This is a genomic window from Neobacillus driksii (genome assembly GCF_013409995.1).
Taxonomy (GTDB): Bacteria; Bacillota; Bacilli; order Bacillales; family Cytobacillaceae; genus Neobacillus; species Neobacillus driksii.
This window is the reverse complement of sequence record NZ_JACCBX010000002.1, coordinates 368463-382633: the sequence shown is the minus strand read 5'-3', so window position 1 is coordinate 382633 and position 14171 is coordinate 368463. Positions and strand designations below refer to the sequence as shown.

Annotated in this window: 20 protein-coding genes and 1 pseudogene; 14 read left to right on the top strand and 7 right to left on the bottom strand. The window is 36.8% G+C overall.

What is annotated here, in order from left to right; all coding sequences use genetic code 11:
* Window positions 1-55: 55 nt before the first annotated feature.
* The 3 genes from F4694_RS05110 to F4694_RS05100 all read left to right on the top strand — a co-directional run bounded on the left by F4694_RS05110 (window position 56) and on the right by F4694_RS05100 (window position 1352).
* Window positions 56-358, top strand: a complete 303-nt coding sequence (locus F4694_RS05110) for an MTH1187 family thiamine-binding protein (RefSeq protein ID WP_179595807.1) — start codon at window positions 56-58, stop codon at window positions 356-358.
* A gap of 149 nt (window positions 359-507) precedes the next feature.
* On the top strand, window positions 508-759 hold the full coding sequence (locus F4694_RS05105; protein ID WP_179595806.1) for a hypothetical protein: 252 nt from the start codon (window positions 508-510) through the stop codon (window positions 757-759).
* A 128-nt stretch (window positions 760-887) separates the two neighbouring features.
* A complete protein-coding gene (locus F4694_RS05100; RefSeq protein ID WP_179595805.1) occupies window positions 888-1352 on the top strand; it encodes a WD40/YVTN/BNR-like repeat-containing protein in 465 nt (154 codons plus the stop codon).
* Window positions 1353-1594: 242 nt separating this feature from the next.
* Here F4694_RS05100 and F4694_RS05095 read toward each other — a convergent pair whose 3' ends face one another.
* The 3 genes from F4694_RS05095 to F4694_RS05085 all read right to left on the bottom strand — a co-directional run bounded on the left by F4694_RS05095 (window position 1595) and on the right by F4694_RS05085 (window position 3829).
* Complete coding sequence (locus F4694_RS05095; RefSeq protein WP_308806280.1) at window positions 1595-2215, bottom strand: DUF2238 domain-containing protein; 621 nt, start codon at window positions 2213-2215, stop codon at window positions 1595-1597.
* 223 nt (window positions 2216-2438) lie between these two features.
* A complete protein-coding gene (locus tag F4694_RS05090; RefSeq protein WP_179595804.1) occupies window positions 2439-2828 on the bottom strand; it encodes a cupredoxin domain-containing protein in 390 nt (129 codons plus the stop codon).
* Between the two features lie 191 nt (window positions 2829-3019).
* A complete protein-coding gene (locus F4694_RS05085; RefSeq protein WP_179595803.1) occupies window positions 3020-3829 on the bottom strand; it encodes an MBL fold metallo-hydrolase in 810 nt (269 codons plus the stop codon).
* A 224-nt stretch (window positions 3830-4053) separates the two neighbouring features.
* Here F4694_RS05085 and F4694_RS05080 point away from each other — a divergent pair, with 224 nt between their 5' ends.
* From F4694_RS05080 to F4694_RS05065, 4 genes are all read left to right on the top strand, one after another.
* Window positions 4054-4935, top strand: coding sequence for a glycoside hydrolase domain-containing protein (locus tag F4694_RS05080; RefSeq protein ID WP_179595802.1), 882 nt, complete (start codon window positions 4054-4056; stop codon window positions 4933-4935).
* A gap of 184 nt (window positions 4936-5119) precedes the next feature.
* Window positions 5120-5398 carry an ArsR/SmtB family transcription factor gene (locus tag F4694_RS05075; RefSeq protein ID WP_179596023.1) on the top strand — a complete coding sequence of 93 codons (279 nt, stop codon included), beginning with the start codon at window positions 5120-5122 and terminating at the stop codon, window positions 5396-5398.
* A 37-nt stretch (window positions 5399-5435) separates the two neighbouring features.
* The gene (locus F4694_RS05070; protein ID WP_179595801.1) at window positions 5436-5819 is read left to right on the top strand and encodes a VOC family protein; all 384 of its coding nucleotides are present in this window, start codon (window positions 5436-5438) and stop codon (window positions 5817-5819) included.
* Between the two features lie 697 nt (window positions 5820-6516).
* Window positions 6517-6834 carry a hypothetical protein gene (locus tag F4694_RS05065; protein WP_179595800.1) on the top strand — a complete coding sequence of 106 codons (318 nt, stop codon included), beginning with the start codon at window positions 6517-6519 and terminating at the stop codon, window positions 6832-6834.
* 211 nt (window positions 6835-7045) lie between these two features.
* Here F4694_RS05065 and F4694_RS32025 read toward each other — a convergent pair whose 3' ends face one another.
* Window positions 7046-7312: a glycine zipper 2TM domain-containing protein gene (locus F4694_RS32025; protein WP_257029132.1), complete on the bottom strand. Its 267-nt coding sequence runs from the start codon at window positions 7310-7312 to the stop codon at window positions 7046-7048.
* A gap of 156 nt (window positions 7313-7468) precedes the next feature.
* Here F4694_RS32025 and F4694_RS05055 point away from each other — a divergent pair, with 156 nt between their 5' ends.
* The 4 genes and pseudogenes from F4694_RS05055 to F4694_RS05040 all read left to right on the top strand — a co-directional run bounded on the left by F4694_RS05055 (window position 7469) and on the right by F4694_RS05040 (window position 9790).
* Window positions 7469-7960, top strand: a complete 492-nt coding sequence (locus tag F4694_RS05055; RefSeq protein WP_179595799.1) for a DinB family protein — start codon at window positions 7469-7471, stop codon at window positions 7958-7960.
* A gap of 201 nt (window positions 7961-8161) precedes the next feature.
* Window positions 8162-8731, top strand: a complete 570-nt coding sequence (locus F4694_RS32020; protein WP_179595798.1) for a hypothetical protein — start codon at window positions 8162-8164, stop codon at window positions 8729-8731.
* Window positions 8732-9211, top strand: a pseudogene (locus F4694_RS32015) (GyrI-like domain-containing protein); the annotation flags it as partial.
* A 150-nt stretch (window positions 9212-9361) separates the two neighbouring features.
* The gene (locus F4694_RS05040) at window positions 9362-9790 is read left to right on the top strand and encodes a DUF5412 domain-containing protein (protein WP_257029131.1); all 429 of its coding nucleotides are present in this window, start codon (window positions 9362-9364) and stop codon (window positions 9788-9790) included.
* A 132-nt stretch (window positions 9791-9922) separates the two neighbouring features.
* Here F4694_RS05040 and F4694_RS05035 read toward each other — a convergent pair whose 3' ends face one another.
* Window positions 9923-10840 carry an AraC family transcriptional regulator gene (locus F4694_RS05035; RefSeq protein ID WP_179595796.1) on the bottom strand — a complete coding sequence of 306 codons (918 nt, stop codon included), beginning with the start codon at window positions 10838-10840 and terminating at the stop codon, window positions 9923-9925.
* 176 nt (window positions 10841-11016) lie between these two features.
* Between F4694_RS05035 and F4694_RS05030 the strand changes: the two genes are divergently transcribed.
* The 3 genes from F4694_RS05030 (at window position 11017) to F4694_RS05020 (ending at window position 13507) form a co-directional block, all read left to right on the top strand.
* Window positions 11017-11298: an HPr family phosphocarrier protein gene (locus F4694_RS05030; RefSeq protein WP_179595795.1), complete on the top strand. Its 282-nt coding sequence runs from the start codon at window positions 11017-11019 to the stop codon at window positions 11296-11298.
* 37 nt (window positions 11299-11335) lie between these two features.
* Window positions 11336-12316, top strand: coding sequence for an aldo/keto reductase (locus F4694_RS05025; protein WP_179595794.1), 981 nt, complete (start codon window positions 11336-11338; stop codon window positions 12314-12316).
* A gap of 627 nt (window positions 12317-12943) precedes the next feature.
* A complete protein-coding gene (locus F4694_RS05020; protein WP_179595793.1) occupies window positions 12944-13507 on the top strand; it encodes a class I SAM-dependent methyltransferase in 564 nt (187 codons plus the stop codon).
* Here F4694_RS05020 and F4694_RS31705 read toward each other — a convergent pair.
* Both F4694_RS31705 and F4694_RS05015 read right to left on the bottom strand, forming a co-directional pair.
* Window positions 13504-13680 carry a hypothetical protein gene (locus F4694_RS31705; protein WP_218895519.1) on the bottom strand — a complete coding sequence of 59 codons (177 nt, stop codon included), beginning with the start codon at window positions 13678-13680 and terminating at the stop codon, window positions 13504-13506. The two genes, F4694_RS05020 and F4694_RS31705, sit on opposite strands and share 4 nt — an antisense overlap.
* An 83-nt stretch (window positions 13681-13763) precedes the next feature.
* Window positions 13764-14156, bottom strand: coding sequence for a YybH family protein (locus F4694_RS05015; protein ID WP_179595792.1), 393 nt, complete (start codon window positions 14154-14156; stop codon window positions 13764-13766).
* Window positions 14157-14171 lie beyond the last annotated feature (15 nt).

Below are 14171 nucleotides of genomic sequence, written 5' to 3'. Positions count from 1 at the left end.
TCTGCTTATTTTCATGCTATCCTAAAGCAGAATGAAGAAATTAGGAGGTAGTAAAATGGCAATTGTTGATATTACAGTGATTCCGGTTGGGACTGGCACACCTAGTGTTAGTAAGTATGTAGCTGAAATACATAAAGTATTACAACAGTATGAAGGTCAGGTGAAGTATCAATTAACTCCAATGAGTACGTTAATCGAAGGTGATTTAAAACTTTTGCTGGAGATTGTTCACGAACTACATGAGGTTCCGTTTCAAAAAGGTCTTCAGAGGGTTTGCACGAACATTCGCATTGATGATCGACGCGATAAGGAAAATACAATGGAGCGGAAGTTACAGTCGGTACAAGCAAAATTATAGACCTAACTTCCTGTAATAATATTATGTAAACCTATATATTAGAGCCAGGATCCATCCTAATAAAAATGGGTCCTGGCTTTTTTATGGCATATTTTGCTAACTCTAGTAGAATGGTAAAAGGATAAGCATGATAAAAGGAGTATTTCAGTGTGAAAAGTTATATCATTGGTACAATGATTATGATAATCGTTGGAGTAATGGTGGCAACTTATTTTTTTGAAAAGCACCCAGAATTAACTTCGCCTAGACAGAATCAACCAATTGAAAAGCAGGAAGCAAAAGGATCAGAACCACCACAACTTAGTCCATTGCGCCCATTTTTGAAGATGATTCAATTGGTAACTCGTTACAAAACGACCAATTACAAATTACCTTCAATAAAGGAAGTGATTGGGTTCTAGTTCCTGTTGAAAAAGCTAAGCTATTTTCAGGAGAATACAATGGGGACGAACAAGAACTTATAGAGAATAGCTATATACTAACGCAAAAACGTGCTTCCTTTTTATATACTGAAGGTGACAGCGTTAAATTGAAATATTCTCTAAACCAAGGAGACACGTGGGAAGATAGTGTCGTTACAGCTCAATATCCGCCAATCCGTTTTCGGAAGGTTGAATTTTTAAATGATACGTTTGGCTATGTCATCATTTCAGGAGATCGAACGATGTCACAAGAATGGACAACCGTTTATATTACCAATGATGGCGGTAGGCAATGGAAAGAGACGACCCATCCTGGTGTTACTCGATTGATTTATGATGGAGGCTTTGTTGATGAAAACACAGGCTTCTTATCATTGGGAATCCTTAATCCTGTAGAACCCGATCTTTACATCACACAAGATAGAGGAAACTCCTGGAGTAAAGCAACTATTGTGATTCCAGAGAAGTACCATGAAATCTTTGTGATGGCTGAAGTCCGTTTAAAGAAGAAGATCACTTGGCCATTTATATCAATCAGGGTCCTAATGGGGACTACGAAGGTGGGAAAGTAAAGGGAAATTCATTTCAAACGACAAAGGAAAAACGTGGGAGTTTTCCATGGAGGTACTGCAAAATGACTGGTGATTAAGGGGAGAATCGGGCAGAATTGAAGAACGGTTCGGTTTTCTCTTTTTAGTGGTTATTAAGGAAATTCTAACAATATAAGCAAAAATAAAACCTCATTTACTTATGGTACGGTGAACCACATCATAAGTAAATGATGTTTTTTTACAAAAGGAATTATGGCAACCCATTATTTTAATTTTTCCAATCCTTTATAAAGGATCTGTATAAAAAAAAGTGAAAGAATGGAACCCACTAATAAACATGTCATATCCCACTGGGCGTCCCATATATCTCCTTGCATTCCTAAAAAATCTTTGGTAGCTTTGCCTTCTTTCCCTATTTTTGTACTTGCCCATTCAATGATTTCGTAGAAAGCCCCGATTGATAGTGTTATACATATAGCAATAAAATTTGTCGTTTTACTTTTATATAAAGCTGTTTTCCTTAATAATATCTCTATTATAATTATGACCATAAGCCCCTTAAGAAAATGACCAAACCGATCATAGTTGTTTCTTTGTAAATCAAAGTAATCTTTGATCCATGTAAAAAGGGGAACTTTAGAATAGGAATAGTGCCCTCCTATAAACGTTAAAATAGCAAGAAGAGTAATAATAGCATAGGAAACAGTGGTAAGGCGAAATTTGTTGTATCTTGATATCAAGAATAATAAAACGAATACTGAAGGAAAAACTTCCATCAATAAAACCATGTAACCTTCCTCAGGCTTAATCAGAGACCAAATAGCAACAAGTATAATAACAAATAGCAAGAAGAAATGCATTGAACTACCTTTTTTACGAGACACTCAAATCACTCCATCAGAAAACAATATGTATTTAGTATTTGCTAAACATTTTAAAAGAATAGAAAGAGGTTTAGGGTGCGGTTCCGATAAAAGACATACACATGATGGTAGAAACATCTAGACTAAAGCTAATATTATGATTCCAGAGAAGTATCATGAAATCTTTGTTCCCAATTTGCTACCGTTGCCTGTTAAAAAAGCAAGGCCAGATTGGCCCTGCTTGTTATTTGACTATTACTTTTCCCACCATTCCTTCATTGAAATGGTACCGACATATCAGTTCATATGTACCCGGGTTTGTCGGTTTCACGGTAATGGTTTTTTCTTTTCCCGGCTGGACTTCCGCGTCAATTCCGAGCTTTTCCACTGTGAATGTGTGTTCTTTCGCACCTTTGTTTTTCAATACCAACGTTGTCGTTCTTCCATTGGAAATAGTGATGACTTTTGGATTAAAGTAATCATCGTTCAACTCGATCTCAATCGGTTTCACCGTCTCCATAGGTCGTGTTACGACACCGGTTTCGGCAAATACGCCGAGTGAGCCTGGAGTGGTCACAACCACAATCATCGCAAGCAAAACGACGAATCCAATTAACCATTTTTTCACAAACATTTACAATCCCTCCGTTCCTAAGTTCTATTTTTTCCAATTCATAAAATATTATCACTATAAATTGGAGAATTGGCTTTAGAAAAAACACCAAACGATAAAAGATTTTTATGGAGGACAATAAAAGTATTTCTATTTATTATAAATTTCTACTACAATCAAGGTTCATAAAGCGATAATCAATCATACTTCTATCAAAGATCTTGAATAATCGAGTTAATAATATGTATAGATTCCCATTCTCCTCTAGAAAGAAAGATGATCGGATATTTTTTTGGAAAAAGGGTTTTGCTAATTTGACTAGGTGTCATGCCATCTTGGTAGTGCTTGATAATTTTATCTTGGAGCTCTAACAAATAATCTAGCTTTCTCTGTAATGCAGCACGCCCATCTTCTAAAAAGCCAGCATGGCAGCAAAATACATCTCCGAAATCATAGGTTAATACTCTTCTTAACGATTCGATAATGGTTGGAATGCTTTCTTCTCGTAAAATAACCTTTGTTTTTTCCTGGCAATACAAATCTCCAGTAAATAGTTGTCCTGTTTCACGATTTAAAAACGCTACATGATCGATGGCATGACCTGGTGTGTCAATTACGTCCCAAGTCGCATTTCGGGATGAAAAAGTTTTACCGATGGAGTTTGCATGGAATGGCTGGCGCTTCCCCCAGAAAACCTTTCGATACATAGGATAATCAGGCTTCTTTTTACAATATTCAAGCTTCGTATCATTCATATATATTGGTAGATTCATTTCTTTTTGTAAAAATGCCGCACAGCCTGTATGATCTTCATGAAAATGTGTGATGACCACTTGATTGATGTCTTGTTGTTTAAAAAATGGTTGAAACTCCTTTTCTAATGAAGCGGAACCTGTATCAATGAGAACACCGTCTAGGACGAAGCTATGAACATTTAATTTTACCCCTTGAAATGCTACGGTACCGTTTCCAGCTTGAACACCATTTATGATTTGTTGGCCGAAATTCTTCTTAAGCAACATATAATGAAACCTCCCAAAACCTTTCCTTTGTAAAATTTTAACACAAAATGAATAGTTATTCATTAATATATAAGAATTATAGTATTGTAGAAATATAATCATATTATGTTAACTATTTGATAAATAGGCATTTTTCAATCTAAAGGCGTGGGTACAAATCCTCACGCTTCCATACGACTGTCCGAATAAATTGAGATAGAACTCAGTCGCATGGAGGCGAAAAAATGAAAACAGGTAAATTGTTTTGGATCATATTGCTAAGTACTTTCCTCGTTCTTTTAATACTCCTTGTTTTTCTTCGTCACGATTCCACGCCAACAAGTACAGAACCTGTGAAAGAACCGCAAACTGTAACAGAGACCGGTAATGAGGGGGAGGCGCCAGATGAACCACCACAACCACAACCAGAACCACAACCAGAACCAGAGCCTCAACCGGCACCGCCACCGCAGGAGCCGCCACAAATTTTATGGGGAGTCGATACCGCTAGTCCGCTAGACCAAGCTTTTTTACAATGTGTCGTTGATAACTATGGGATGCCTACTGTCTTTGGAAGATATTTGGAGACCAAAGAAGGGGTATCAACTGGTTTGACACCGGAAGAAGTGGAGCTTCTTCATCAACAAGGGATTAAGATTATCCCCATTTACAACCATTTTACAAACGCGACAACCTATGAAGGCGGGGCTCAAGAGGCTCAGGCAGCGATTGCCTATGCGCAACAAATAGGAATCCCGGAGGGGAAAGCGATCTTCGCAGATATTGAACCGACTTACCCAGTAGATGAAGCGTTTATCCGTGGATGGGTCGAAACCTTACAGGGTTCGCCGTATAAGCCCGGTATCTACGGGATCTTTACCAACGAAAGTGCCCTTACTGCCGCATACCAGGCCGCTATTGCCGCTAATCAGAATATTCAATCCCAAACGATCATCTGGAGTAGTAACCCTGATCCTGGCGTAACTCCCCAGGCGAATGCCCCAGAATTTCAGCCAGGCGCACCTGAAAACGTTCCAGTCTCGATTTGGCAATATGGAATTGATGGAGAAACCTGTAACATTGATACGAATCTTATCCAATCCAATATCTTAGATTTTTTATGGTAATCAATCGTTGTTAAAGAGAGTCTTGGAGACTCTCTTTCATTTTTTTTATGAGTTGGAAGAAGTAGACAGGGCTAAATGCTTTGGGTAAACAGTGTCCAAATTCCATGATAGAACTCTTTATGTCATGCAACCCAACGGTTACTTGTATTTGACAAGCAACCGCCGGGTTGCGTATACTTGGGATATGAATTGGGACAAAGACGCCATATTTAAAGCACTAAGTGACTCGACTCGGCGGCTCATTTTAGACGAACTAACCGAACGCAACGAGTTAACGCTGTATGAATTAACGGTACGTCTTATCATGAAATACGACCTTGCCATTTCTAGACAAGCAATAGCTAAACATCTTTCAGTATTGGAAGACGCAGGTCTCGTAAAATCAAAAAGAAAGGGAAAGTATCGTGTAATTGTATTCAACAATGAACCACTAAAAGATTTGCTAAAAGGATGGATAGAGTAAACAGTAGTATGAAGATATCAAAGGAGGCAGATACAGTATGAAAATCGTTGTTACCAGTTTATTTGTTGACGATCAAGATAAAGCATTGAGGTTTTATACAGAAAAGCTTGGCTTTGTAAAAAAGCATGACGTTCCTACCGGAGAATATAGGTGGATAACACTTGTTTCACCCGATGAACAAAACGGTACTGAACTTTTGCTCGAACCGAATGTCCATCCTGCCGCAAAGGAGTATCAATCAAAGATAGCTTCTGAAGGCATTCCAGCAACCATGTTTGGCGTTGAAGATATTGAAAAAGAGTATCACCGATTACTGGAAAACGGCGTGAAGTTTACTATGGAGCCGACAAAAATGGGCGATGTCACAATAGCTGTTTTCGACGATACTTGCGGTAACCTTATTCAAATCATTCAGCAGTAACTTCAAGGACAGGTCACGCAGATCTTAACGGCTTTATTGGAAGGTTTAAGTTCGGTGAATTCTCGTTTGCAAAAACGCTTGGATTACCCCAAGCGTTTTGTGTGTTAAATATTTGTGGTATTCGCTTCGGTGGTTGAAGTGAATCTCCTAGCAGGTGCCTCAACGGTCAACATCTATGTATACTAATGGTTAATTATTAATTGAGTGAACAGAAATTGTTCACTGTTAATTTATTTAAAGTTTCATATATGTGCACCTAAGGATAAAAAAAATTAATAAAGTGAATTAATCAGAGCTGCCGATACGGTAGCTTTTTGTATTCTAGCGGGGCAGTGTAGTCGAAAAGCGTAAAGTTGTTTTAGAAAGAAGGTTTAGGAGGCGACTGAATCGAAGTATTTATTAACAGTACTTTTGGAAATAGGTTAACCAACTTTTTGTTTATCCGAGGTGTATTTTATGGAATTTCTTATTATGGTTTTGTCCGCACTTTTAATTTGTATTTTTTTTGGTTCGCTGCTGAATATACTACTTAAGACGACGAAAAAAAGGGATTGGCTGGTGACATTCTTAATAAGTCTAGTTTTATCAATCATAATAGTCCCTCTATTAAATTCATTTTAAATCATCATCTTGGTTGAGATTAGGAAATACCTTTGTATAATTTTCATTGAGGGATATTCGTTATGGGGTGAATCAGTTGAGTGTTTTGAAAATAGTTGTACTTAGATTGATTGAAATCTTTACAATTTTAGCAATCGGGTTACTTTTAACAGTTTATATTTTAAGTCCTATTTACGAGAACTTTGGAATACAATTTACTGGAAATGTATGGGTAAACTGGGTTGGAGTTTCTTATATTTTATTTGTCTTTTACACGATAATTGTTGGTTTGTGTATCTATAAGGAGAGTGAACTCTTTAAACATCGATTTACATCGATTCTATTTTGGCTTTTGTTTATTGGTTCAAATTATGTAATCTTTATCCCTTTTATAAAAGGGGAAAATCCATTCTGAGTTAAAACTCAATTAGAATACACAGGTATGAAAGTGCATTGCCATCCAAAGAGAAGAACCGTATATCAAAAGAAAAAGAACCCATTATTGAGTTCTTCCATTAAGACAATTTACCCGTTACACAACTCATGCACAGTCTTTAACATCAAAGGTTAGCGGAAACTTATATTTCCTCATTAAATTATCCTTAAGAAAATCGAAGCGCTACTTATTATTGAGAACCATGATTATTGGAATCGTCATCTGCATCAGTCCCCTCCACAATCTGGTTACCAATAGCACCGCCTGAAACACCGCCAATTACTGTACCAATTAGTCCAAATTGAGAGCCTATCATAGCACCTGCAATCGCTCCATTAAAAGTTCCTGCAGTTTCCCCAAGGTCATTGGTACTTTGATTAGCATTACTACCAGCTTGATTGTTGTCACTTTCTTCTGCATTGCCACCAACTTTATTTCGTTCGTAACTCTGATTCATTTATCCACTTCCTTGTTTATTAATAGGGAATATGATGCTAATTTTATGAGAATACACCTTCACAAACATAGACTACCCTGCAGAAGCAGATTTACTCGCTTTCCGTTTATTTTTGAAGGCATAGTAGAAATGGATGAAACCTAGGAGGGAATAGAAATGGATGTAAAGACAATTTTGTTACAACAATGGGCAAGCTGCTTAGATAAAGAAGACTGGTTTCCACCACTTGAAAAAGTGCTAGAGGATATTACTTTTGAACAGGCAGTTTGGAAACCAGTTGAGGGGGCACATTCCATTTGGGAATTAGTTTGTCATTTACTTTTCTATGAAAAGAGATTTATGATGCGATTTCTTGGTGAAACAGCGAATGAACCACAGGCAGAAAACAATGATTCTACATTCCGATTACCAATTGAGACGTTAGAAAATTGGAAGGAAACAAAACAAGAATATTTTTATGTTCATCGTGAACTTGGAAAAATACTAGCAAAATCAGAACAAGAAGATTTGTATAGACAAATCCCAGGAGAAGATCATTCATTAGTGCTTGAACTGAAGAGTTTAGCATTGCACGACGCATATCATATTGGGCAAATTGTATTCCTAAGTAAAATGCAAGGAGCTTGGGCAGGGAAACGCAGCTTTTAAAAAAGCTTCATTCGCTTTACAGTTATTCCATATGGGCTATATGAAATAAGAACGGGAACGTCCAAATCGGATGTTCCCATATTTTTTACCTGAAAGATTTCGATACTATGTTACAAAGCCTTTCAAAAAGAAGGAATTACCAATTTTTTAGAGAATAAGAAAGTTTGTAATTTATAGTTTTTGCAGGAGGTATCGCTACAGATGAATCATCAAACAATAAAATTTATTGATGAAATGGTATTTATGGACAGAATGAATAAGTTCGAATATCCCGATGTCATTCTTTATCATCCGGGTCATTTCCCAGAGTTAAATAAACAATTATTAGACTATTATAAGAGTTGTGGTGCTAATTTAATTTTGATTCCAAACGTTTATAATACATTCTTAGAATGCAATGAGTTTGATTATTATGCCCAATTATTAATAAATGGAGGTATAGAAAAGGAAAAGATGATGCCAATTCCATCTAGTATTAATGAAAAAAAAGGGGTCGAAGGTGTAATTGAATCCGCATTTAATTATCTAAATGGCACTCCTCATAAAAATATTTTATTGGCTGGAAAATCATTTTTTTGTAAACGATTCTATTTATTAGCTACCATTTATGCAAGCAATGAAAAGGTACTAGATGTATTACCACTCCAAGATCATCGAGATATTATTCCTACCAAATGGACACAAAGTGAAAAAGGCAGGGCAAGAATCTTAAACGAAATCGAACAATACGCAAAAATTTTAAAGAATCAATCTACAGGTATAACTGGGTAAAAAGGGGATGTTGGCGTGGATTTTCGAATTGAAGTAATAGATTTTGAGGTTGAGATTGTTGGAGTTAAACAAAAGGTCGTTACAGAAGAATCGTTTAATACAATCCCAAGATTATGGGAAGAAGCCACTAAGAATGGATTATTACAACGACTAATTGATATGTCATGGGAAAATCCACAATGCAAAATGGAAGGGATATTAGGTGTATGTGGAAACCAAGCTGTGATTACTGACGAAGAGTTTGATTATTTTATGGGGTGCCGTTATATAACTGAAATCCCCAGCGATATGGAGAAATTCGTGATTCCGAGAAGTACATGGGCAGTTTTTCCTAATATTACAGACGCATGGAGGCGTCTGTATACTGAATGGCTGCCTGCTTCAGGATATGAATTGGCAGACCTCCCATGCATTGAAAATCATTTAGCACCAGATCGAGTTCCTAATAATGAGCTTTGGGTTCCTGTCATACCTAAATAGTTTAACCAAGATAGGGGGATTATCATTTTAGTTATTTTCGGTTTTTTCCTTTCTTTTATTACCATAATATTATTTTCAACTTTATGTGCTAAAATAACAATTTCTTACATAAAAAAGAAACCATTTCCTATAAAATTGCTGATTGCAACGTTGTCTGTATTTGTTCTGATATCTTCCATCTATATATATGAAGTGTACTTTTTTACATTTAAAGAAATTGATAGAGAATCAACACAAAAAGGACCTGGACCTATCACTTCACCCACTGGAGAATATACAGCCAATGCTTATTATGAATTATATGGTGGTGCAGCTGGCGGTGTAAATGTATGGGTTGATATCACAAACAAGAATGAGAAAAATAAGGTTCAAACGATTTATTATAGTGACGCAAAGAGTAATTTTTCAATGGAATGGGTGGATGAAAATATACTCTACATTATAAATACTGATCCTAATTATCCAGATTCTGATAGAAGTATTAAATTAGAAATTGGTAAAGAGATTTATCATGAAAATGGTTTGGCTTGTAAAAGTTTGATAATGAAAGACGAATATGTAACCTGCTACCAAAACTAAATTCTCTCAGCGATTCTTCAAGTCTATAAACTAGATTTGTTTTTGTCGATCTATAGCAGATTATTAAGTATGTTTCTTCACAAATGAAAAGAAAAAGCCATTCTTCCAACTTTGAAGATTGGCTTTTCCAATTTATGCTTTTATCCTTTGGTTGAATTTCGCCTTCATCCGATTTACATCTTCTCTTGGAGAGTAGCCAAACATGCGGGAATATTCCCGACTGAATTGTGATTGACTTTCGTAGCCTACGCGAAATGCAACATCAGCGATATCAGTTGAATCCGCTAGTAACATGGTCCTAGCTTCCTGGAGTCTCAATTGTTTTTGGAATTGAATGGGGCTCATAGCTGTAACCTCTTTAAAGTGCCGATGAAGAGAAGCAACACTCATATTCGCTATTTCTGCAAGCTCCTCGATTTTAAAAGAGACGTCAAAGTTTTTAATGATATGTTCAATAACCTCTTTTATCCGTCCTCCGTTGCTGCCCTTTATGGCCATTTGTGCTAAAGACTCACCATGAGGACCTTGTAAAATCCAATATAGAATTTCCTTGGTGAATAAAGGAGCTAGAACCGGAATATGTTTTGGATTTTCTAGCAGCCGGGCTAACCTTATGACAGCATCTAACAGAGCTGGATCTACTTTGCTGACAAACATCGCACGTTTGGCATTTTTTTTCTGTCCTGATCGAGTAGTAGAATCGCTTAAAACTTCTAAAATTTGATTAGGTGAAAATTCAAGTTTAAGAGCCAAATAGGGACTGTCAGCTGATGCTTTTATGACTTGGCCGGTAACCGGCAAGTCAGCAGCTGCTACAATGTACTGCGCGGGACCGTACCTAAAGCATTCCTCTGCTAACCATACTTCCTTCTCCCCTTGGACGATTATGCAAAAGGATGTTTCGTTCACTCTTGCAATGGGTTCGGTAACAATCGATTCACGGATTAAAAATAAAGATGGGATAGCAGTGGGATGAACCCCGTCCAGCTCAGAATAACGTTCAATGAATTTGGCAAGCTCAAGCTGCTGTTTTTTGATTTCTACTGACATATTGGATTCTCCTAAATCAATGTAGTCACATTCTAGCTCATATTTGTCTGCTATGTAAATGCCTTTGATAGGATTAGGCAAAAACTTGATAGGAATGAACTAACGTTTTCTCTTTGAATTGTTGCATAATTTACAAAGTCCAATGTATTTTAAGGAAGCTATAGGAGTAGGTGTACATGATTGAAAAACAATATCATATTATGTCTAATACAGGATTTGCCCGTCCAGCACGTATGCTAGTAAGTACTTCTGCTAAATATTTATCGAAACTAGTTCTCGAGTATGAGGGGATTGCTGTTGAATTAGATTACTCAGCACAGTCTATATTGGATGTTATGTCATTGGGAATTAGGCCCGGGGTTCCATTTCATATAAGGGCTGAGGGAATTGACGCGTATCAAGCTTTCCGATCAATAGAAGACCATTTTAGTAAAATGAAAGTAATTAGCAGCGTTTAACTATATTATTTTTTTGAAAAGGTGAGGGTGATTAGAAATGGAATATGTAAAACTTGGTAACACAGGCTTAGATGTATCTCGATTATGTCTGGGGTGCATGGGTTTTGGTGACGCTAGCAAATGGATTCACCAGTGGGTACTTAACGAACAGGACTCTCGCCCCGTTATCAAAAAAGCACTCGAGTTGGGAATTAACTTTTTTGATACAGCAAATGTGTACTCTCTGGGAACAAGCGAGGAATACCTTGGAAGAGCACTTAAGGAATATGCAAATCGAGATGAAGTTGTAATCGCAACGAAAGTACATGGGCAAATGCATAAAGGTCCAAACGGTTCTGGGCTTTCCCGAAAAGCTATTATGAGTGAAATTGATAAAAGTCTTAAAAGGTTGAAAACGGAGTATGTAGACCTTTATATTATACACCGCTGGGATTACCATACTCCTATTGAAGAAACAATGCAAGCATTGCATGATGTGGTGAAAGCGGGTAAGGCAAGATACATCGGTGCTTCATCCATGTACGCATGGCAGTTCCAAAAGGCATTACATGTAGCCGAGAAAAATGGATGGACTAGGTTTGTTTCCATGCAGAATCATTTAAACCTCATCTACCGTGAAGAGGAGAGAGAAATGCTGCCACTTTGCAGGGAAGAAGGGATTGGGGTAACTCCATATAGTCCGCTTGCGTCGGGAAGATTGACGCGTGATTGGTCTGAAACCACACAGCGTTCAGAGACGGATCAAATTCAAAAATTTAAATATGATTCGACTGCTGATGCTGATCGAGTGGTTGTAGAACGAGCTGCAGCCCTAGCAGAAAAATATGGTGTTCTGCGTACCCATATCGCACTTGCCTGGCTGCTGCAGAAAGAACCAGTAACATCTCCTATTATCGGAGCTACGAAATTATCCCATCTTGAAGATGCCGTAGGTGCTCTATCCATAAAGTTAACGACTGAAGAAGTCGCCTATCTAGAAGAGCCATATGTACCACATTCAATAGTTGGACATAGTTAATTTTGTCCTAAAGGTACCCAACACAGAAAATAACTAAGCGTCTAAACAATAGCGGTTAGTTTTAAGATGAAAAGTAGTGACGAGAATATATAAATGAATGTATTATAATTTAGGGAAAATCAAATGTTTGGAAAAGGAGGAATTTTCTATTTTTAATAGTGTCTAGGATTAAAGATCGGTAATTCCTTATTTTTCCATTTTACAAAGAACTAAAGCTATTTATTGCTTTAGTTCTTTTTTTATGTTCAGAAAGGGTGATGCGGATTATGTATAAGCGTGTGTTAATTAAATTGAGCGGAGGAGTTCTATAGAGCAGGAGCAATGAAGAGTATAATACAAGGAACCCATGTAGGAACTTTAATCGGTTCAAATGGTACACAAATCCTATAGCTATTAAAAAGAAAGATAAAAAAATCTATGTTATTAAATTTTGGTGGGAGAGTACATTAACAACTGAAGCATTTAAATCCGAATAACCACAATATTATTGTGATCAGATAATGTAAGTTGTTTAAGCAATAAATTGTAATTTTAATAGTTTGAATTATACGTAGATTTAAGAAATATGTTAAAATCTACTAAAATGCAAGAGTTACCCCAGGAATTAAATATAGCGGAGGTTTTTGTATGAATACAAAGGACAAATGGAATCTGAAACACCTCGATCGAATCACTCAGCTAAAGGAACCTCAACCCAATCCAAGATTAAAGAGGCTGGCATCATATTTTAAGGAAGGCGGCACGGCATTAGATATCGCTTGTGGTCTTGGAGGAAATAGTTTGTTCCTTGCAGGAATGAACAATCAAGTCGAGGCAATTGATATTTCAGACGTGGCAATCAACTATGTCCAAGAACAGGCAGCCAAGGATAATTTAAGTGTGCAGCCTCGAGTAACGGACCTTACAGATTTGGATACGTTAAATTGGCCGAGTAATCCCTTTGACTTTATTGTTATGTCTTATTACTTAGACCGTTCACTGTTTCCAATTGTAAAAGACGTGTTAAAAGATGGGGGTTATTTCTTTATGGAAACCTACTATCAGTCACCGTACACAGAGGAACAAGGAGTATCCGACCATTATAAATTGAAGTCAAATGAGTTGTTGACAGAATTTGGAGATTGGAAGGTTCTATATTTTGAAGAGAATGAACAAGAAGGCTGGCAATCAATTTTTTGTCAGAAACGTTAATAGCTTGTTCGTTGATAAATAGGGGGAGAAATTCCGCTTAATTCGTAATTAGGATTAAAAAAAGCTTCAATAAACGGAGATATTCCGCCTATTGACTTAAAAATTCGAAAATGGGAGATTTTTCTTGGATTAAGCGGAAAACTTCCGCTTAATTTCCCCGTAACGCGCTCCATTCTGCATTTAACCGGAAAATCTCCGCTTATCTTACCTTTGCTTGTTACTCTATTACGAACCAGACTGCTCATTAGAAAATATATTAGTCTGTGTCAATTAATTCTGTACCATATGAGTTATCTATGGCACACAGCCATTTGCCTTGAGAATTTTTCTTAAATACATAAGTGGCCTTTCTATCCATGGAATAATCCGAATCCTCTTTATCAGCTTCAAGGAATGTATGAGATAAAACCAAAGCAGTATCACCTGCTTCTAGTATAATCATCTCTCCCTGTGTTGGTACGATACTGTTATTAAAGTATTTTGCAATGGCGATGAACGCTTTTTTTATTTCATCTTTACCCTTTGCAATCATTCCAGGTTTAACAACTAATACTGCATCATCTGTATAGTAATCCATTAATGTATCAAAATCTTCGTTTTTAATTGCAAGGTCACATTTCTTAATTAACTCTTTTAATTCGTGTTCCATTATCGATCATCCCCC